Here is an 18,770-nt window from a genome sequence, read left to right as displayed (position 1 = left end):
GCCCTTACCTCCCGCGCACATTGCGCGGGGGCCTACAATGGCGGCAGCCGGATGTCTTCCAGGCGTACTTTCACATAGCTGCCCGGCGCGGCGCCGAGGCCCATGTCCTTGGGCTCCACCGCCTTGACCTTGTTGCGGCCGGATTTCGGCTTCAGCCAAGCCCACCAGGTGGGCCACCAGCTGCCCGGTGTTTCGGTGGCGGTCTGCAGCCATTCATTGGCCGAGCCAGCCTCAAGGCTGGTATTGGTCCAGTGCTGGTATTTCTTTGCATCCGGATGGTTCACCACGCCGGCAATATGTCCCGACCCGGACAGAATGAAGGTGGGATCCCCGCCAAAACGTTTGGCCGAGCGGAAGACGCTTTCGAAGGGTACGATATGGTCGTCCTTCGAGGCCTGCAGCATCACGGGGATCTGGATCTTCCCCATGTCCACTTTCTCTCCGAGCACGGTATATTCGCCGCGGGCGAGGCGATTTTCCGCATAACATTCAGAGAGGTAGCGCTTGTGCACAGGGCCGGGAATGTTGGTCTGATCGGCATTCCAGTAGAGCAGGTCAAACGGGCGCGGGTCCTTGCCCAGCATGTACTGGTCGATCACATAGCGCCAGACCAGATCAATCGGGCGCAGCCAGTTGAACGTCTCGTACATGTCCTTGCCGGGCATGATGCCGCCATGGTTGTCGATGATGCCGTAGACATAGTTCCTGCCCGGACCATCGGTGAAGACCTTCAGATCTCCGGCGAGTTCAAAGTCTGACTGTGAAGCGAAGAAGGTGGCCGAGTCGATCTTGTCATAGCCGGTGGCCGCCATATGGCCGAGGGCGGAGGTGAGTAGGGTGCCGCCAATACAATAGCCCACGGCATTCAGGCTCTTGGCGCCGGCAGCTTGCAGCGCGGCCTCGACGCCGGCGTAGATGCCTTTCTTGACGTAATCGTCCCAGGTGTAGTCTTTGGTCACGCCATCGGCCGAGCGCCAGGAGACGACAAACACCGTCAGTCCACGGTCTACCAGCCAGCGGATCATCGAGTTCTTTTCCTGCAGGTCCAGGATGTAGAACTTGTTGATCCAGGGCGGGAAGATGATCAGGGGTTTGGAATAAACCGTCTCCTGCGTTGGGGCGAACTGGAGAAGTTCGATCAGGTCGTTGCGGAAGACGACCTGGCCCGGCGCCGTGGCGATGTTCTCGCCGAGCTTGAAGGGCGTTTCATCGGTCTGGGTGATGTGCAGTTTGCCCCCGCCCTTGCGCACATCTTCGCGCGCCATGCGGATGCCCGCCAGCACGCTTTCCCCGCCGCTCTCGATGAAGGTTTTCAGCGCCTGGGGATTGGTGCCGAGGAAATTTGTGGGCGAGAGGCTGTCGGTGAGCAGCTGCATGAAGAATTTGGCCCGCAGATGGATCGGCTCTTCGATGTCAGGGGCGCGGTCTGCCAAGCTCATCATCCAGCGGGCGTTGAGATCATAGGCCTTGCGGATGAATTTGAAGGTAGGGTTTGCCTGCCATTCGGGATCGGAAAAGCGCTTGTCCTTTTCCGGCTTGGGCTCGGCGGTCAGGCTCTCGGTCACCATCTCCTGCCAGAGACCCATCCAGCCCTGCATCAGGTCCATGTTCGCCTGCATCAGCGCCATCGGATTGCGCGCAAGGCTCATGCCGACCTGGCCGAACGCGTCGCCCGCGCCCATGGGATCACCTTGCGTAACGGTGCCCAGCGGGCCCGACCCGGTCAGAACTTCGCTGAGAAGGGCCTGAGATTCTGTATTTGCTAGCGCCAGAGTGGTCATCAGCACTTGCAGACGTGCCGGGTCCTGCGCCATCAGCAGGGATGCGATGGAAGGTGTGTCGGCCGCTGGTGTTTTGTTTCCGCCCATATGTCGTAGTTTCGCCCGCTTCTTTGGGCTTATCTATCCTTTAGAATGTTTGTCATTTAATGAGCTTAACCATGAAAAACACGGCGATTCCCCTCCTGATTGTGCCGGTCCTGCTTATTGCGGGATGTTCATCTTCCTTTGCGAAGGTGCGGGAGACGGTGAATAACGCGCCGGAATGGTATGGCGAGCGCCGCGCGGAGATACGCGGGGAAGGGTATCCTGACCTTTCTACCCTGCCAAAGGTTGATCCGCAGAATGTGCCCGGAAAGACGCTGGAAGCCCAGTTAAACCGCGGCAACGAGCTGGCGAAAGAGTTTGCAGGCGCCCGAGCGGAAGTGGCGGTGGGCGGAGCTGAGGAAATCCGCGCCATCGCCGCGAGCATGATTGGGGGTTTTGGCGATATCCCGCCGGAATCCGATTTCCTTACCGAAGCCGAAATCGCTGCCATCCGCAGCCAGTTCAACGTTCCCCGCGTCACACAAGACGAATTTTGAGACCTCTGAAAATGAACACCGACTTTCACAAGATCCGGCGCCTTCCGCCTTACGTGTTTGAACAGGTGAACCGCACAAAAGCGGCGCTGCGCGCCAAGGGCGCTGACATCATCGACCTGGGCATGGGCAATCCGGACCTGCCGACGCCGAAACATATCGTCGACAAACTGGTCGAAACCGCTCGCAAGCCGGATGTGAACGGCTACTCCGCCTCACGCGGCATTCCCGGCCTGCGCCGCGCGCTGACCGACTATTACAAGCGCCGCTTCGGCGTCAGTCTGGACAAGGACCGGGAGGTGATCGTCACGCTCGGCTCCAAGGAGGGGTTTGCCAACCTTGCCCAGGCCATCTCTGCGCCGGGCGATGTGATCCTGGCGCCGGACCCGTCCTATCCGCTCCACCATTTCGGCTTCATCATTGCCGGCGCCTCGATCCGCGGCGTGCCGGCGCATACGCCGGAGCAGTATCTTTCAAACCTTGGCCGGGCCGTGAAATACTCCGTGCCCCCGCCGACCGCGATGGTGCTCTGCTTCCCGTCGAACCCGACGGCGGCAGTCTGCGATCTCGACTTCTATAAAGAGGCCGTGAAGTTCGCGAAGAAGCACGACCTCTGGGTGCTGTCGGACCTTGCCTATAACGAGATCTATTTCGAGGAGCCCACGCCCTCGATCCTTCAGGTGGACGGCGCGAAGGACATCGCGGTGGAATTCACCACCATGTCCAAGACCTATTCCATGGCTGGCTGGCGGATGGGCTTTGTGGCGGGCAATGAAAAGCTCGTCGGCGCGCTCGCCCGCGTGAAATCTTACCTCGACTACGGCGCCTACACGCCGATCCAGGTGGCCGCGGTGGCGGCGCTCGACGGCCCGCAGCAATGCGTGGACGAGACGCGCGCCATCTACAAGGCGCGCCGCGACGTGCTGGTCGACAGCTTCACCCGTGCCGGTTGGCCAGTGCCGAGCCCGAAGGCCTCGATGTTTGCCTGGGCGCAGATCCCCGAACAGCTACGCCATCTGGGCAGCCTGGAGTTTGCGCTTCAGCTGATCAACGAGGCACATGTGGCCGTCGCGCCGGGCGCCGGCTTTGGCGAGCATGGCGATGATTACGTCCGCATCGCGCTGGTCGAGAATGAGCAGCGCATCCGCCAGGCTGGCCGGAACATCCGGAAGTTTCTTGCGTCGCGCGGCGTGAAGGAGATCAAGCCGGTGGTGGCGGCGGAGTAGGCATGGCGCACAAAAGCCGGAAGCTACTAGTCGGAACTGGCTGGATGCTGGGTGGTGTCCTGATGGTTTTTGCGCTTCTGGCTGCCTTTATAGGATGGGTCACGTCATCTTACACCATAGGTGTTGAGGTGGCGCCGATGGGGATTGCCTTCTTCGCCGTTATAGGGGGCGCTTGCGGGCTTGCTGCTCAAAGGCTTTGGGGCGCCATCCTACGTTCTCGTAGTTCATCATGAGCGAAGTCGTGGAACGAGTTGCGAAATGGGACGTGGGATCAACGTCTCGGGGCCTTCCCCCGCGCGCCCAAAAAGGGTAGGCAGCAGCCCGAAGCGTAAGAGATGAAAAGGGGCGCCTTGTGGGGCCTTTGAGAATTGGAATTGCCGGCCTCGGCCATGTGGGCTGCGGGCTGATCGAGCTGGTGCAGCGTCAGGATCGCCTTCGTCTGCCGGGCAGGGTGGAGATTGCGGGCGTCAGCGCGCGCTCCCAGAGCCGCAACCGGCCGGTGAACACCGATGGCTATACTTGGTTTGACGATGCCGCGACGCTGGCCGAAGACCCGAATGTGGACGTGTTCGTCGAACTCGTCGGCGGCTCGGATGGCCCGGCCAAGTTTGCCGTGGAATCGGCCCTGCGCGCGGGAAAACACGTGGTCACCGCCAACAAGGCGCTGATCGCCAAGCATGGCAACATGCTGGCCGCGCTGGCCGCCGAAAAGCAGGTGGACCTGCTGTTCGAGGCCGCTGTGGCGGGCGGCATCCCCGTGGTGCGCGTGCTGCGCGACAGCCTGGCGGGCACCGAAGTGACGCGCGTTTCGGGCATTCTCAACGGCACCTGCAATTTCATCACCTCCACCATGCTGGACACCGGACGCTCCTATGAGGATGTGCTGGAGGAAGCCCAGAAGCGCGGCTACGCCGAAGCTGACCCGACGCTGGACGTTTCGGGCATGGACGCGGCCCACAAGGCGGCGATCCTTTCGGCCATCGCTTTTTCCGCCGATCTGGATTTCTCCAAGGTTTCCGTGCGCGGCATCGAGCAGATCGGTCTTCTGGACCTGCGCCTGGCCGACCGGCTGGGTTTCCGTATCAAACTGATCGCCGAGGGCGTGCTGACGCCGGCGGGTGTTGTGTGCCGGGTTGAGCCGATGGCGCTGACGGCGGGGCACGCGCTGGCGCGGATTGATGGCTCGCTGAACTCTGTCCGCGTGGAAGGGGATCCCCTCGGCGCGGTGGTGCTGACCGGGCCCGGCGCCGGCTCCGGCCCGACGGCGAGCGCGGTGATGGGGGATGTGGCCAAGCTCTTCCGCCCGGCGATCCGCAACGCCTTTGGCCGCGCCGAGCACCATGTGGCCCAGCCCTTCGTTAACAGCGGCCAGGAGGAGATTTCGCCCTTCTTCCTGCGCGTGCGCCTGACTGACAAGCCCGGCACGCTCGCCGCGTTAACCGAAGCGCTGGCCGAAGAGGGCGTTTCGGTGGACAAGCTGTTGCAGGATTCGGCCGACGAAACGGGCGCCAGCCCCGTGGCCGTGGTAACCCATCGTTGCCCCCGGCGGCAGATTCTCTCTGCCATTGCCCGGATCGAGGCGCTTGGAGTGACCGTTGAAGCGCCCAGACTGATCAGAATAGAGACGGCAAGCTAATTGCTTAGGCCGGTCCAATCCCTACGAACGATGACCGATTTCGGAGAAAAACATGGATAACAGCGTACTGACCTCGAGCCTTGCAGACGCCATGGTGCGCGTGACCGAGCTTTCGGCCATCGCAGCCGCCCGCCTTGCCGGGCGTGGCGACGAGAAGAAGGCCGATGCCGCCGCGGTGGACGCGATGCGGTCTGCTTTCAATGCCGTGGATTTCAAAGGCCGCGTTGTGATTGGCGAGGGCGAGCGGGACGAAGCCCCGATGCTGTATATCGGCGAGGAAGTCGGCACCGGCAAAGGCCCGGAGATCGACATTGCGCTTGACCCGCTGGAAGGCACGACGCTGACGGCCAAGGCGATGGCAGATGCCTGCGCTGTGCTGGCGATTGCCCCGCGCGGCGGCCTGCTGCATGCGCCTGACACCTATATGGACAAGCTGGCCATCGGCCCTGGCTATCCGGAAGGCATCATCAGCCTGGATGCTTCGCCTGCGGACAATATCAAGGCGCTGGCCAAACATACCGGCCGCAAGGTGGAGGACATGACCGTCTGCGTTCTGGACCGCCCGCGCCATCAGGAGATCATCGACTCGCTGCGCTCGGCCGGGGCGAGAGTTTCCCTGATCAGCGATGGCGATGTGGCTGGTGTGATTGCGACGACCAATCCGCTGACGGGCATCGACATGTATGTTGGCCAGGGCGGGGCGCCCGAGGGCGTTCTGGCGGCGGCAGCGCTTAAGTGCGTGGGCGGACAGATGTTCGGTCGTCTCGTTTTCCGCAATGACGACGAGAAGAAGCGCGCAAGCCGCGTTGGCATCACCGATTTCGGCAAAACCTACAGCCTCAACGAACTGGCTTCGGGCGAGACCGTTTTCTGCGCCACCGGCGTGACCAAGGGCAACCTGCTGGACGGCGTTCTGCACCGCGATGGCCGCGTGCATACGCACACGCTGGTGATGACCTCCACGGACGGCATGGTGCGCTATGTGCGCAGCTCGCGGAAGATCTGAGGCAGGCTTCTTTTCCTGATCTTTGAAGACACCGGCGGGGCAGGGCTCCACCGGTGTTTTTGTTTTGGGCAGCAGCAAGGGCCGGAACGCGCGAGGGGCGCTGCAGACAGAAGTCTGGCCAGAAGACTGGCAGTAAGTAGGCTTACAGGCGCGATCTGGGGCGACATGCCTTGCAGTATACGTCCGCCTGCGGAGGGGGTGGGGAAATAAAGTTTTTTCCGCGTGTTTGCTGCAGGTTCGAGCCGATTTTTGTTGGATAGGGCTGCGGCGTTGGAGTTTTTGGCGGAAAGCTCCAAAAAAACTCTAGCGGGTCTCCAACGGCGTGGGCGTTCAGCCGGGTCGGTTGAGGGGGAGGTCTGCGAGGCCGAAGAGGGCGTATTGGAGGCTCTGGGCGATGCGGTTTGCGCGTTCGAGGAAGAAGGCGGCGGCTTCCGGGGTGGCGGCGGTGTCGCGCAGGGTTTGCTCGAAGAGGGCGAGCCAGAGGTTGAAGTGAACTTGCTGGATGTGGCGGTGCCGGGCGTGGGCAGGCACGGGGCGGCCGGAATAGCGGCCAGTCCCCAGGGCGACCGAGGACCAGAAGTTCTTCATGGTTTCAAGATGGGGACCCCAATCAGAAATGGCCACATCGAAGACCGGGCCAAGAACGGGATGGCCGCGGACGCGGGTATAGAAGGTCTCCACCAGGGTGGAGATATAGGCTTCATCAATGCCGAAGGCGGCGGCCTGATCCCGCAATTCTTCGCGGCGTTCCTGAGCGCTGCGGACACGATAACCGGTCATGTCAGGCCTCCTTTTTTGACATTACCGGACAGAACCGGACAAATCGGGACACTAGCGGGACAGCGCGAGGCGCTTCGATACGTAGTTTTCCGGAGGGTCCCTTCAGAGCGGTTTGGCCAGCACGATATCGTCATAGACTTTGTCGCCGACCTGAAACTGGCGCGTGCCGGCGAGCGCGAAGCCGGCCTGGCGGTAGAAAGCGATGGCGCGGTGATTATCTTCATAGGTGCCGAGTAGCAGGCGGGGGGCGCCGCGCTGGCGGGCGTCCTCGATCGCTGCCTCCATCAGGCGCTGGCCGGCGCCGGTGCCGTGGAAGCGGGAGAGGACGTAAATGCGCTTCAGCTCCACGTCTCCGGGCTGAAGCGGGATGGGCAGGTCTGGCGGGCAGTTGACCGCGTAGCCGATGGGGGCGCCGGTCGCGGCGTATTCGGCGAGCCAGACCGAGCAGGCCGGATCGGCAAGGTATCTGGCATAGACCTCGCGCGAATGCTGGCGCGTGCAGTGGGCGATGATGGCGTCGCCGTCGATATCGTAGACATAGCTGTCGATGAAGGTGGCCACGCCGATATGGGCGAGACGCTCGGCATCTTCAGGCCGGGCGCGGCGTAGGGTGATGTCGTTCATGCAGTCGGCGCGCTTTCGCAGCGGGCGAGGAGGGCATCAATGGCAGCGACGGCCTGTTCGACGCGGCCTTCCCAAGGGCCGGTAATGAGTGTGTACGGAACACCCGCGTGCTCGATCAGCTCGACGAAGCGATCATGCATCCAGCCGCGGATCTTCTCGCCATCGCGCACACCATCCTGCACGAAGGGAACTTCGGGGGTCGGGATCAGGTAGAGGTCTACCTTGTCGGCATTACCGATGGCGTCGACCTCCGGATGGCGCTTGCCGGCATAGCGTTCATACCAGGTGGCAGTGGCGAAGGCGTTGGTGTCGGCAAAGAGGACGGCGTTCGCGCGGCCGGCGGCTTCGTTCTCGCGGCGCTGCTGTTCCTTGGCGATGTGGATGAAATCCTCATCGGTCCATTCGGGAATGTCGCCGCCTTTCAGAGACTGGGCGGCGAGTTTTTCTTCCCAGAGCTCGCGGCCATATTCGGCGACCCAGATGGTCTTGTAATGCCGGGCGAGCTCGATGCAGAGCGTGGTTTTGCCGGTGGACTCAGCGCCGATCAGGACGACGCGCAGGGGAGTGTTGCAGGTCATGCGGTGGCCGCCTTGCGCCATTCGAGAAGCCCCATGATCGCAAGGGCCAGGAAGACGCCATAGAGCAGGGCTGTCAGGTAAAGGCCATTATAGAGGCAGAAGGGGATGTAGAGGATGTCGGCCACGATCCACAGCCACCAGCATTCCAGGACCTTACGGCTCTGCCCCCATTGGGCGGCGAGGCTGATCGAGGTGATGAGGGCATCCCAGAAGGTGGTAGCGCCGCCGGCTTCGTTCAGCAGGCGGTAGAGCAAGGCCGTTCCGCCCGTGATGCCGAGGGCGGTGAGTGCCCATTCGAGGCGCGGGGCGCGGCGGACTTTCAGCTGGCTGCGGTTTGCTCCGCCATAGAGCCAGAGATACCAGCCGATAAGATTGAGCGCGAAGAAGACAAGCTGGAGGCCGGCGGTGGCGAAGAGCTGCGACTGGTAGAAGACGTAGGCGTAGATGCCGACCGTGATGAGGCCGAGGGGGAAGTTCCAGATGTTCTGGCGGGTGACCAGCCAGACGCACAACACGCCCGTGACGAAGGCGATGGCCTCAAGCGGATGGGCCGCGCCGGTGCGCCAGGCGGCGAAGGCAATGGCGGATGTGAGTAGGACGAGACCGGCCAAGAGCGCCGTGCCGGGACGGCGGGAAGGGGCTGCATCGGTCAATTGTTCAGCCTTCCCGGTGTAAAGGGTGGCGAGGCCCCTCCTTTGGAGAGGGGCCCCCGCCTTAATTCAATCAGGCTTTACCCATCTCGATTTCGAGGTTCTGGGCGACCTTTTCGATGAAGCCTTCGGTCGTCAGGTAGCCCTGATCGGGGCCGACGAGAAGGGCGAGGTCTTTGGTCATGAAGCCAGCTTCGACGGTCTTGATGATCGTCTTCTCGAGCGTCTGGGCGAACTTGCGCACTTCGGGGGTGTCGTCCATGCGGCCGCGATGGTCGAGGCCCTGCGTCCAGGCGTAGATCGAGGCGATCGAGTTGGTCGAGGTCGCTTCGCCCTTCTGGTGGGCGCGGTAGTGGCGGGTGACGGTGCCGTGAGCGGCTTCGGCTTCGACGGTCTTGCCATCGGGGCTGAGCAGAACCGACGTCATCAGGCCGAGCGAGCCGTAACCCTGGGCCACGGTGTCAGACTGAACGTCGCCGTCATAGTTCTTACAGGCCCAGACATAACCACCCGACCATTTCATTGCCGCGGCGACCATGTCGTCGATGAGGCGGTGCTCGTAGGTGCCTTTGAATTCGGCGAACTTTGCCTTGAATTCCTTGTCCCACAGCTCCTGGAAGATGTCCTTGAAGCGGCCGTCATAGGCTTTGAGGATGGTGTTCTTGGTGGAGAGGTAGACCGGCAGCTTGCGCTGGAGGCCGTAATTGAACGAGGCGCGGGCGAAGTCGCGGATTGACTCGTCGATGTTGTACATGCCCATGGCGATGCCCGAGCCGGGGAAGTCGTAGACTTCCTTCTCGATCACCTGGCCGTCTTCGCCTTCGAATTTCATCGTCAGCTTGCCCTTGCCGGGGACGAGGAAGTCAGTGGCGCGGTATTGGTCGCCGAAAGCGTGGCGGCCGATGATGACCGGCTTGGTCCAGCCCGGCACGAGGCGCGGGATGTTGGAGATGACGATCGGCTCGCGGAAGACGACGCCGCCGAGGATGTTGCGGATGGTGCCGTTGGGCGACTTCCACATCTTCTTGAGGCCAAATTCCTCAACCCGGGCTTCGTCCGGCGTGATCGTGGCGCATTTGACGGCGACGCCGTATTTCTTGGTGGCTTCGGCCGCGTCGATAGTGATCTGGTCGTCGGTTTCGTCGCGTTTCTGGATCGAAAGATCGTAATATTTCAGGTCGATATCGAGGTAGGGGTGGATCAGCTTATCCTTGATGATCTGCCAGATGATCCGGGTCATCTCATCGCCGTCCATCTCGACTACGGGGTTTTTGACCTTGATCTTCGCCATTTTTTAGAATCCTTGCGCTGCGTACGGTTTGCGGGGGCTATAGCAGACCCACAGGCCGCGTCAAAACCCGGAAAGATCGCCAGTTATGCAAGGCAATCCTGCAATTATCCTTCATTCGCCCCAACTGGGCGAAAACATCGGCGCGGCGGCCCGTGTGATGCTTAATTTCGGGCTGACGGACCTGCGGCTGGTGAGCCCTCGGGACGGCTGGCCGAGCGAGACGGCAGAGGCGATGTCGGCCGGGGCGCTGGGCCAGGGCGTGACGGTGACAGTGTTCGACACGTTGGAAGCGGCGATGACGGGGCTGACCTATACGATTGCCACCACGGCGCGGCCGCGGGGCATGGAAAAAGAGGTGTTCGGGGCGGCTGAGGCCGTCGGCGCGCTGAAGGCGCGGGACGGGCAGACGGCGGTGCTGTTCGGGGGGGAGAAATCCGGCCTGCCGAACGAAGCGGTGGCGCTGTGCGATGCGATCCTCACCTATCCGGTGAACCCGGCTTTCTCCTCGCTGAACCTGGCGCAGGCGGTCGGCGTGTTCTGCCACCAATGGGGGGCAAGCGCGGGGCTGGAGGGGAAATTCGGCGGCAAGGGCGAGGGTGTGGACGCGCCGGCGACACGCGAAAACCTGATCGGCATGTTCGAACATTTCGAGGCGGAACTGGAGCGGGCGGGATATTTCTATCCGCCGGAAAAGACGCCGGTGATGGTGACCAACCTGCGCAACGCGCTGGTGCGTGCTCAGTGGACGGAGCAGGAGGTGCGCACCTTCCGGGGGGCGATCAAGGCGCTGAGCCTGGGGCGCGGGAAGGCGCGGGTGGTAAGGGAGGAGTGAGGGGGCGGGCGTCGGATTTCGGCCTGCGGCCTCTATCCGACCTACGAGTCGACCCCGAACAGTTAGCGAGTTCTTAAGAAACTCGTGGGAATTTTTCCTTCAATCATGAAGCAAAGAATTTGCGGAAGCGGGCGGTCTGGTGGGGCGCGTCTGGCTGTTTCTGTTTGTGGTGCTTCGTGGTGCCGGTGCCCTTGCGAACTTTTATGGAGATGACCCGTGTCGCAAACTGCCTATCTGGTTTCCTGTGAAATTCTGTGCGGCGAGGGGAGCGATGGCGCCCTTGAAGGCATGGACAGCGCATACGTGATCGTTGGCGTCTATGCCGCCAATGACGAAGAAGCGATGACCAAGGTTGAAGCCTCGCTCGAGGAAGAAGGCTATGGCCTGGTGGAGGCCGACTGGATCGCCCCGGCCGCCGACATGGAATGGGAAGACGAAGAAGCCGCCGTTGAAGCCGCCGACCTGGTGGCGCGCCTGGCGACCATTCCGGACGAGGTGGTCTATGGGCCACTCTACCCCACGGTGGAGGAAGACGAGGAAGAAGAAGTGGACGAGGCCGCCTGACGGCGCGCCTTGATTGGTTAGACTGGGAAAAGGAACGGCCACTCCGGGGAGTGGCCGTTTTTTGGTTCGCCTGATGGGCTGTGGGGGACTTACTTGCCCTTCCAGACGGGGGCGCGTTTTTCGATGAAGGCTTTGGGGCCTTCTTTATAGTCTTCGGTGGTGACGAGGCTGGCGAAGGCCTTGCCGGAGTCTTTCCAGAGTTCCTCGTCAGACTTGGTGAATGCGTCGAGGGCGACCGTGCGGCTGGCGAAGACGGCGAGCGGGGCGTTGGCGGTGATGCGGGCGGCGAGCTTTTCGGCTTCGGCCATCACTTCGGCTTCCGGAACGACCTTGTTGACCATGCCGAGTTCATAGGCGCGCTGGGAAGAGAGCGGGTCGCCGGTCAGGATGGCTTCCAGGGCGGCGGCCTTACCGATCTGGCGGGGCAGGCGGAAGAGACCGCCGGCGCCGGCGACGAGGGAACGCTTGACTTCCGGCAGGCCGAAATTGGTGTCGTCAGCGGCGACGATCAGGTCGCAGGAGAGGGCGATCTCGGTGCCGCCGGCGAGGGCCGAGCCGGTGATGGCGGCGATGAGGGGCTTGGTGCGCTCACGCCTCGCGATGCCGGCGAAGCCGCCTTTCTTGGTGGAGAGGGCGCCGCCATTGCCGGCGGAGATTTCTTTGAGGTCAGCGCCGGCGCAGAAGGCCTTGCCGACGGCGGTGAGGATGCCGGCCCAGACTTCAGGATCTGCTTCCATCTGGTCGAGCGCAGCTTCCATGGTGGCGGCCATTTCGCCGTTGATGGCGTTGCGGGCTTCCGGGCGGTTCATCGTGATGATCGCGACGTTGCCTTTTTTGACGTATTCGACGGGCATTCTGGTGTCTCCCTGATATTGAGTGGCGCTCAGCTAAGGGCCTTTCCCCAACGTCGCGCAAGAACCCCTCTTGCGCGACGTTGGGGCAAGCCGCCACAGAGTTGCGTCATGAAGCTGACACTCGACCCCGAATATGAAGCCTTTCGCGAAGAGGTCTCCCAGACCCTTGCGAAGAACGCCCACCTTGCGCCCATGGCAGACGACAAGGGGTACAAGAACCCCAAGCGCCTCGCCTGGCAGAAATTCCTGATCGAGAACGGCCTCGCGGCCCGTACGATCCCGAAGGAATATGGCGGATACGGCGCTGAGCCGGACATCCTCAAAGCGCGCATCATCGCCGAGGAGTTTGCCCGCACGCGCCTGCCAGGGCCGATGGCGGGGCAGGGCATTTCGATGTTCGTGCCGACGCTGCTGGAGCTGGGCACCGAGGCGCAGAAGCGGGCCTATATCCGCCCGACCATCCATGGCGAGATGATCTGGTGCCAGGGCTATTCGGAGCCGGGCGCAGGATCAGACCTCGCCGCACTGCGCACCAGCGCTGTGGAAGACGGCGACCATTACATCATCAACGGCTCGAAGATCTGGACCTCGACGGCGAAACAGGCCGACATGATCTTCTGCCTTGTACGGACAGACCCGAACGCCAAGAAGCATGAGGGGATCACCTACATCACCTTCCCGATGAGCACGCCGGGGATCGAGGTGCGCCCGCTGGTCGACATGACGGGTACGGCGAACTTCAACGAGGTGTTCTTCACCGATGTGCGTGTGCCCAAGAGCGGCGTGATCTTTGCGCCGAATAAAGGCTGGCAGGTGGCGAATGCCACGCTGACGCATGAGCGGGGCATGCTGGGCGACCCGAACGCGACCAAGGCGCGGCTGTTGGAACTCATTGCGCTGATGAAGGCTGAGGCCGTGAACGGCGAGCGCCTGATCGACAATCCGGTGCTGCGCGACCGGCTGATGAAGCTGCAGGGCGAAGTGTATGCGATGCAGGCCAATGGCCTGCGGATCACGACGAGCCGTCTGCAGGGGCAACCGGCAGGGCTGGCGGGGCTGGTGGTGAAGCTGCAGGGGTGCGATCTCAATCACGAGATTGCGCGCCTGGCCATCGACGCGCTCGGGGAACTGGGCATCCTTTATGAGGAGGGCGAGCATCTGCGCAGCGGGGGCACCTGGCAGTGGCGCTATATGTACGACCTCGGACTGATCATCGGTGGCGGCACCGCCCAGATCCAGAAGAACATCATTGCGGAACGCGGCCTCGACATGCCGCGTGAGCCGAAGCTCGCAAAGGCGTAAGGCACATGGAATTTGCACTTTCTGAAGACCAGCGCATGCTGCAGGACAGCCTGAAGGGCGTCCTCAATGATGCTGCTTCCCTTGACCGTATCCGGAAGATCGCTGTGGGCGATGCCGGGGAGAGCGCCGTTCTGGACGGGGCGCTGACGGAGTTTGGCCTGGCGGCGCTGATGGTGCCGGAGGCGGCCGGCGGGCTGGGCCTCGGCGCGCTGGACGCCTGCCTCGTGCAGGAAGCGCTGGGCTATAATGTGGCGCCCTCGCGGTTCCTGGCGACTGCCGTGGCCGCGCAGGCGCTGGCCGGGCATGCGGATGTGCTGGGCGCCATTGCGGCGGGCGAGGCGAAGTTCGCCTTGGCGCTGACGGAGGTTTCCTCGCGGCGCGATGGCGCGGGCGTGGAGCTGAAGGGCGGCAAGCTCAGCGGCAAATCCCTGCTGGCGCAATCGGTGGACGGGGCAACGCATATCCTGGTGGCTGATACTGCCGGAGCGTGGCATTCGGTTTCTGCGGCAGATGCGGGCGTGACCGGGATGCAGACGATTGACCGGACACGGACGTTCCATGAGGTTACGCTGGATGGGGCCAGGCCGCTGGTCAGCGTGATGCCGGGCGTGGAAGTGCTGGCGCTGGCGCGGCTGCTGGTCGCTGCCGATACACTCGGCGCGGCGCAGGCGATGATCGACAAGGCCGTCGCCTATGCCAAGGAGCGCCAGCAGTTTGGCCGGGTGATCGGCTCGTTCCAGGCGGTCAAGCATATGTGCGCCGAGATGGCCGCGAAGCTGGAACCGGCGCGGGCGCTGATCTGGCATGCGGCCCATGCGCTGGATATCGCCGATGAGGAAGGCCCGATGATGGCCAACCTCGCCAAGGCGCATCTGTCGGAGGTGGGCACGTTCGTAGCGCGCACATCGACCGAGGTGCATGGCGGCATGGGCTTCACTGATCTGGTTGGCCTCCATTACTGGTACAAGCGCATCGGCGTGAACCGGCAATTGCTGGGCAGCCCGGAGCAGGCGCGCCAGACAGCGGCTGAACTACAAGGACTGGTTGCATAATCTGAGGCAGTCTTAAAAATTACACAACCTGGTCGCGAGTTTCGGCTTGCGATTAACCATGGGTTGTGTATTCACTTCTCCAGAATACACGCACTGGTCGTATTCTGGAGAGGGTGATTTATGTCTGAGATCTTGATCGACTATGCGCGGCTGGCAAAGCGCGCGGACGAGTTTGGTTTTCGCCGGGGAGAGTTCCTGGAGCTGAAGGCAGGCCTACGCCTGGCCGAAGAGCTGACCGGGCAGACCATGGCGACGCCGGAATCGATCACCTGGATCGACAGCCTGACGGGTATGACGGGCTGGGTGACGGGCGATCCGGTGGACGGGATTTTCATTTCCGTGCCGCTGTCGGCTGCGGGCGTTGTGGCGGTGCGCGATGGCAGCTTCGTGCCCGCCTGGCCGTCGCTGGGCCATATCTGCTGTGAGGGCGAGCTCTGCGGCGGCATCTATATCGGCGTCTATGCCGGGGCGAACAAGGACGCGCGCCGCCGGGTGATGATGGCCGCAGGGGTGATCCGCGTGGATGGCTTTGCAGCCGTGCCCTGTTTTGCCCGCGGGGCGACGGAGGATGGCAAGCGCTCCATGGCGTCGCTGGGGTTCCAGCCGATTGAAGGCGGGCTGAGCGATCTCTGGGGACAGGAGCCGCTGCCGCAATCGCGGGAGGATGCCGCTTGAGCCGCTACCCATCAATTGGTGAGCTTGTGCTGGCGCGGCCCCTGCCGGAGGGGGCACTCGAGGCCTTCTCAGCTCGCCCGGCGCGAACCCTGGGAGAGTATCAGCAGGCGATGGCCATCCGCGCGGCGGTGTATATGGCCGAGCAGGATTGCCCGTATGACGAAGAGTATGACGGCAATGATTTCACGGCCACGCATATGGTGGTCTATGCCGGGGTGCGCCCTATCGGGACCATCCGTGTACGGTGGTTTGCGGGGTTTGCAAAGGTGGAGCGGACTTCAATTCTGCCGGCGTTCAGGGGGACACCTGCGCTGAAGGTGCTGCTGGCGGAGACGTTCGAGATTATCGCGCGGAAGGGGTACCGGATGGCGCTGGCGCAGATACAGGCGCGGCTGTGGCCTACCTGGAGCCGGGTGTTCCGGTGCCGGCTGGTGAGCGGGCGGCAGGGATTTGCCTTTTCGGGATATGAGTATGCCGAAATGGAAATTCCCGTGCCGCGCCATCCGGAGACATTGAGCGTGCGGGCTGATCCGCTGCAGGTGATCCGGCCGGAAGGCGCCTGGGACGAGCCGGGCGTGCTGGACAAATCCGCCGGACGGCCGACTGATGGGGCGCAGGCAGCGTAGCGCGGGTTGAGTGGTCCCGTAGTGCGTCATGACACCGGGGGCATTTTGCGGGATGGGTGCTTGTCATCGTGGGCGACACGGGCCACAACAACGTTGACAGCGGCGCGCCGGTGGACGGCGTGGCTTGATCATCGACTGACTGCCGGGACGTGACGCATGACTGACGCCATCCAGAAACTTGATGCCGCCGCCCGAAAAGCGCCGGTTGTGCCGGTGCTGGTGGTGGATTCGGCTGCTTCGGCAGCGCCCCTGGCGATGGCGCTGGCGGAAGCGGGCGTGATGATTGCGGAAGTGACGCTGCGAACCGCAGACGGGCTGAAGGTGATCGAGGCGATGCGCAAGGCGGCGCCGGGGCTGATCGTCGGGGCGGGTACGGTGCTCACCGGGCGGGATGTTGAGGCGGCGCTGAATGCAGGTGCGGAGTTCCTCGTGTCGCCGGGCATGTCGCCGGGTTTGCGGGCGGCGCTGGGCGGGCGGGAGCATCTGATGATCCCCGGCGTGGCGACGGCGAGCGAAGCCATGGCGCGGTCTGAGGAAGGATTTCAGCGGCTGAAACTGTTCCCGGCAGCGATTGCCGGCGGGGTACCCGCGCTGAAGGCGCTGGCCGGGCCGCTGCCGCATCTGAAATTCATGCCGACGGGCGGCATCACGGAAGGCGAGGTGTCGTCTTATCTGGCGCAGCCGAACGTGTTTGCGGTGGGCGGTTCGTGGATCGCGGGCCAGGCGGATATCGCGGCGGGCAATTGGGCGAAGATCACAGCCACGGCGCAGCGCCTGCTGACACCGGCCTGAGGCGCGGGCTGCTTCAGCGGATGCCGAAGCGCGCGAGTTTCGGCTTGATTTTCTCTGCCGCGTTCAGCGCTGACCGCTCGATTCCTTCGGGGCGGCCGCTCACGATCCAGAACAAGGTATGGGCGGCGGCATAGGCCAGTGCGCCTGCAAGCGCGAGAATGCCGACCGTCAACACATTGCCGAAGAAGGTATCGGAGAATTCGGCAAGCGGGCGGACAAAGAGGACCACGCCGATCATCACGGCAGTGGAGAGGATCGACCGGCTGAAATTCTTTAGCTGATCGACGATGCTGATCTGGATCAGCCCCTTGAGGAAGTAGAGATTGATGACGGTGGCGATAAAGGTGGAGACCGCATAGGCGGCAAGGAAGCCAATGAAGTCATACAGCCAAGTGCCGAGCAGCAGGCAGCTGACCTGGATAATGAGCACGACCACATCCCGCTTCAGCATCAGATTTGTGCGGCTGAGCGCCATGGCGACCGAGCGGATCGGGCCGGTGGCCAGTAGCAGGCCGGTGCAGGGCGCGTAGAACTGGACAATCACGATAGCGAGTTCCCAGCCGGGGCCCAGCAGCAGCGGGATCAGCGGATCGGCGACGAGGGCAAGGCCAAACCCGACCGGCATGGCGAGCGCGACGGTCGCCGACTGCGCCTTCAGATAGGCGTGGCGGAAGCGATAGATATCGTCGGAGAGCCGGCTGAAGGCTGAGAACAGCGACCGCATGATCGGCACGAGAATGAGGTAGGAGATGTCGGAAGACAGCTTGTTGCCGATATGGACCTGGCCGAGGGTGCCCTGGCCAAACCGGCGGCCGGCGATCAGATTTACACTTTCTGCTGTCAGGCGGCTGACGATCATGCTGAGGCCAAGCCAGATCGAATAATCGAACAGGCGCTTGGGCGAGCGGAGCGACAGGCGGGGCAGCTTGCGATAGGTGAGGTAGGTCAGGATCATCGCCGCCAGAGTGCCGGCGATGAGGCCGATGACGAAGGCCCAATAGGATTTCCACATCAGCGCAACGGAAACGCTGACAATCACCTGAACCGTCTTGGAGATGATTTCGGTGATGACATCCCAGGTGAAGTTCAATGAGCGGGCGAAATTCTCGAAATACGGATTTCTCAGCCCAAAGAGCATCACGTTCAGTGTGAGGGCGATGATGACGCCGGATACTTCCGGCATCTTGAATATCATCGCCATGGGCTGGGCGATGGCTAGAAGCAGCAGCGATACCAGAATGGAACGGATGATGGAGATAGTCCAGGCGGTGTCGAACTCGTCATCGGTGGGCGACTGGAGGGCAATCAGCGCCTGAGTGACCGGCAGATCGAGCAGGCCCGCCAGAATGCCCATGATCGCCATGGCGAGCGCGATGACGCCGAAATCTTCGGGCACCAGAATGCGCGCCAGGATGATTGTGCCCGCAAAACCAAGGCCGTAGCTGGATATTTTGGCAAGCCCAAGCCAGGCCGCTGCCCGCAGAACCTGCCGGGAGGACACCTCTTGGTCTTGGGCCGGGGCCGCCGGGCTCTGATCACTGGTCATGCGCGTATCTTTGTGTGTTTCAGTTCGAAACGTAATCCGGAAGGCAGGGTCAGTATGAGATTCTTGTGCCAAGACGCATGCCTTTGGCCAGTGCGGCTGAGTAGAAGCGAGCCAAGTGTTTCGGAAGTCTGAAGATTTTGAGACTGCCAGCGGTATGGCGGCACAGGGAGCAGCCCCTCCACAGCCTCTGGTTTAAATCCTGCAGGGCGTTAACTGCGCCGGCTGGGGAGGGGGGCGCAGGGAGGAATTTGGCGGTATGCGCAATAATCCGGAGTGCATGCAGGCAGAAAGCGTGAAGGGGATATCATTGCCCGTTCACCTCCGGCGCGACAGGCCGGACCAGCGGGGCAAGCAGCGATCAGACGAAGGGAAACCGT

19 protein-coding genes are annotated in these 18,770 nt (G+C 62.7%); 11 read left to right on the top strand and 8 right to left on the bottom strand.

The features are described 5' to 3' along the window. Window positions 1-32: 32 nt before the first annotated feature. Entirely contained in the window at window positions 33-1,868 is a 1,836-nt protein-coding gene (gene phaC / locus BBF93_RS11630) for a class I poly(R)-hydroxyalkanoic acid synthase (RefSeq protein WP_114106007.1), read from the bottom strand. 71 nt (window positions 1,869-1,939) lie between these two features. Here phaC and BBF93_RS11625 point away from each other — a divergent pair, with 71 nt between their 5' ends. The 4 genes from BBF93_RS11625 (at window position 1,940) to glpX (ending at window position 6,227) form a co-directional block, all read left to right on the top strand. Next, window positions 1,940-2,362, top strand: a complete 423-nt coding sequence (locus tag BBF93_RS11625; RefSeq protein WP_035600844.1) for a hypothetical protein — start codon at window positions 1,940-1,942, stop codon at window positions 2,360-2,362. An 11-nt stretch (window positions 2,363-2,373) separates the two neighbouring features. Beyond that, the gene (locus BBF93_RS11620) at window positions 2,374-3,585 is read left to right on the top strand and encodes an LL-diaminopimelate aminotransferase (RefSeq protein ID WP_114106006.1); all 1,212 of its coding nucleotides are present in this window, start codon (window positions 2,374-2,376) and stop codon (window positions 3,583-3,585) included. A gap of 352 nt (window positions 3,586-3,937) precedes the next feature. Next, window positions 3,938-5,221: a homoserine dehydrogenase gene (locus BBF93_RS11610; protein ID WP_035600849.1), complete on the top strand. Its 1,284-nt coding sequence runs from the start codon at window positions 3,938-3,940 to the stop codon at window positions 5,219-5,221. Window positions 5,222-5,273: 52 nt separating this feature from the next. Then, the gene (glpX, locus tag BBF93_RS11605; protein ID WP_114106004.1) at window positions 5,274-6,227 is read left to right on the top strand and encodes a class II fructose-bisphosphatase; all 954 of its coding nucleotides are present in this window, start codon (window positions 5,274-5,276) and stop codon (window positions 6,225-6,227) included. A 330-nt stretch (window positions 6,228-6,557) separates the two neighbouring features. Here glpX and BBF93_RS11600 read toward each other — a convergent pair whose 3' ends face one another. From BBF93_RS11600 to BBF93_RS11580, 5 genes are all read right to left on the bottom strand, one after another. Next, a complete protein-coding gene (locus BBF93_RS11600; RefSeq protein WP_035600854.1) occupies window positions 6,558-7,007 on the bottom strand; it encodes a group III truncated hemoglobin in 450 nt (149 codons plus the stop codon). Window positions 7,008-7,109: 102 nt separating this feature from the next. After that, a complete protein-coding gene (locus BBF93_RS11595; RefSeq protein ID WP_114106003.1) occupies window positions 7,110-7,631 on the bottom strand; it encodes a GNAT family N-acetyltransferase in 522 nt (173 codons plus the stop codon). Further along, the gene (locus BBF93_RS11590; RefSeq protein ID WP_162786531.1) at window positions 7,628-8,209 is read right to left on the bottom strand and encodes an AAA family ATPase; all 582 of its coding nucleotides are present in this window, start codon (window positions 8,207-8,209) and stop codon (window positions 7,628-7,630) included. The genes BBF93_RS11595 and BBF93_RS11590 overlap by 4 nt, the downstream gene beginning before the upstream one ends. Further along, window positions 8,206-8,862 (bottom strand): nicotinamide riboside transporter PnuC, encoded by a 657-nt coding sequence (gene pnuC, locus BBF93_RS11585; RefSeq protein ID WP_233349103.1) that lies wholly within the window; start codon window positions 8,860-8,862, stop codon window positions 8,206-8,208. The genes BBF93_RS11590 and pnuC overlap by 4 nt, the downstream gene beginning before the upstream one ends. Before the next feature lie 70 nt (window positions 8,863-8,932). After that, window positions 8,933-10,150, bottom strand: a complete 1,218-nt coding sequence (locus BBF93_RS11580) for an NADP-dependent isocitrate dehydrogenase (protein WP_114106001.1) — start codon at window positions 10,148-10,150, stop codon at window positions 8,933-8,935. An 85-nt stretch (window positions 10,151-10,235) separates the two neighbouring features. Between BBF93_RS11580 and BBF93_RS11575 the strand changes: the two genes are divergently transcribed. Next, window positions 10,236-10,982: an RNA methyltransferase gene (locus BBF93_RS11575; protein ID WP_114106000.1), complete on the top strand. Its 747-nt coding sequence runs from the start codon at window positions 10,236-10,238 to the stop codon at window positions 10,980-10,982. Between the two features lie 216 nt (window positions 10,983-11,198). Next, window positions 11,199-11,546, top strand: a complete 348-nt coding sequence (locus BBF93_RS11570; protein ID WP_114105999.1) for a hypothetical protein — start codon at window positions 11,199-11,201, stop codon at window positions 11,544-11,546. An 89-nt stretch (window positions 11,547-11,635) separates the two neighbouring features. Here the strand turns inward: BBF93_RS11570 and BBF93_RS11565 are convergent, their stop codons facing one another. Then, window positions 11,636-12,400, bottom strand: coding sequence for a crotonase/enoyl-CoA hydratase family protein (locus tag BBF93_RS11565; protein WP_114105998.1), 765 nt, complete (start codon window positions 12,398-12,400; stop codon window positions 11,636-11,638). A 108-nt stretch (window positions 12,401-12,508) separates the two neighbouring features. Here BBF93_RS11565 and BBF93_RS11560 point away from each other — a divergent pair, with 108 nt between their 5' ends. The 5 genes from BBF93_RS11560 to eda all read left to right on the top strand — a co-directional run bounded on the left by BBF93_RS11560 (window position 12,509) and on the right by eda (window position 16,847). Continuing rightward, on the top strand, window positions 12,509-13,702 hold the full coding sequence (locus tag BBF93_RS11560) for an acyl-CoA dehydrogenase family protein (protein ID WP_114105997.1): 1,194 nt from the start codon (window positions 12,509-12,511) through the stop codon (window positions 13,700-13,702). Window positions 13,703-13,707: 5 nt separating this feature from the next. Next, a complete protein-coding gene (locus tag BBF93_RS11555) occupies window positions 13,708-14,754 on the top strand; it encodes an acyl-CoA dehydrogenase family protein (protein WP_114105996.1) in 1,047 nt (348 codons plus the stop codon). A 120-nt stretch (window positions 14,755-14,874) separates the two neighbouring features. Beyond that, window positions 14,875-15,429: a hypothetical protein gene (locus BBF93_RS11550; RefSeq protein WP_035600879.1), complete on the top strand. Its 555-nt coding sequence runs from the start codon at window positions 14,875-14,877 to the stop codon at window positions 15,427-15,429. Then, entirely contained in the window at window positions 15,426-16,055 is a 630-nt protein-coding gene (locus tag BBF93_RS11545; protein ID WP_233349102.1) for a GNAT family N-acetyltransferase, read from the top strand. The genes BBF93_RS11550 and BBF93_RS11545 overlap by 4 nt, the downstream gene beginning before the upstream one ends. 156 nt (window positions 16,056-16,211) lie before the next feature. Next, window positions 16,212-16,847, top strand: coding sequence for a bifunctional 4-hydroxy-2-oxoglutarate aldolase/2-dehydro-3-deoxy-phosphogluconate aldolase (eda, locus tag BBF93_RS11540; RefSeq protein ID WP_035600881.1), 636 nt, complete (start codon window positions 16,212-16,214; stop codon window positions 16,845-16,847). 13 nt (window positions 16,848-16,860) lie between these two features. Here eda and BBF93_RS11535 read toward each other — a convergent pair whose 3' ends face one another. Continuing rightward, complete coding sequence (locus tag BBF93_RS11535) at window positions 16,861-18,393, bottom strand: lipopolysaccharide biosynthesis protein (RefSeq protein WP_114105995.1); 1,533 nt, start codon at window positions 18,391-18,393, stop codon at window positions 16,861-16,863. Between the last annotated feature and the right edge of the window lie 377 nt (window positions 18,394-18,770).

This window comes from Hyphomonas sp. CACIAM 19H1, from assembly GCF_003325995.1.
GTDB lineage: Bacteria > Pseudomonadota > Alphaproteobacteria > Caulobacterales > Hyphomonadaceae > Hyphomonas > Hyphomonas polymorpha.
This window is presented reverse-complemented; position numbering and strand designations above follow the sequence as displayed.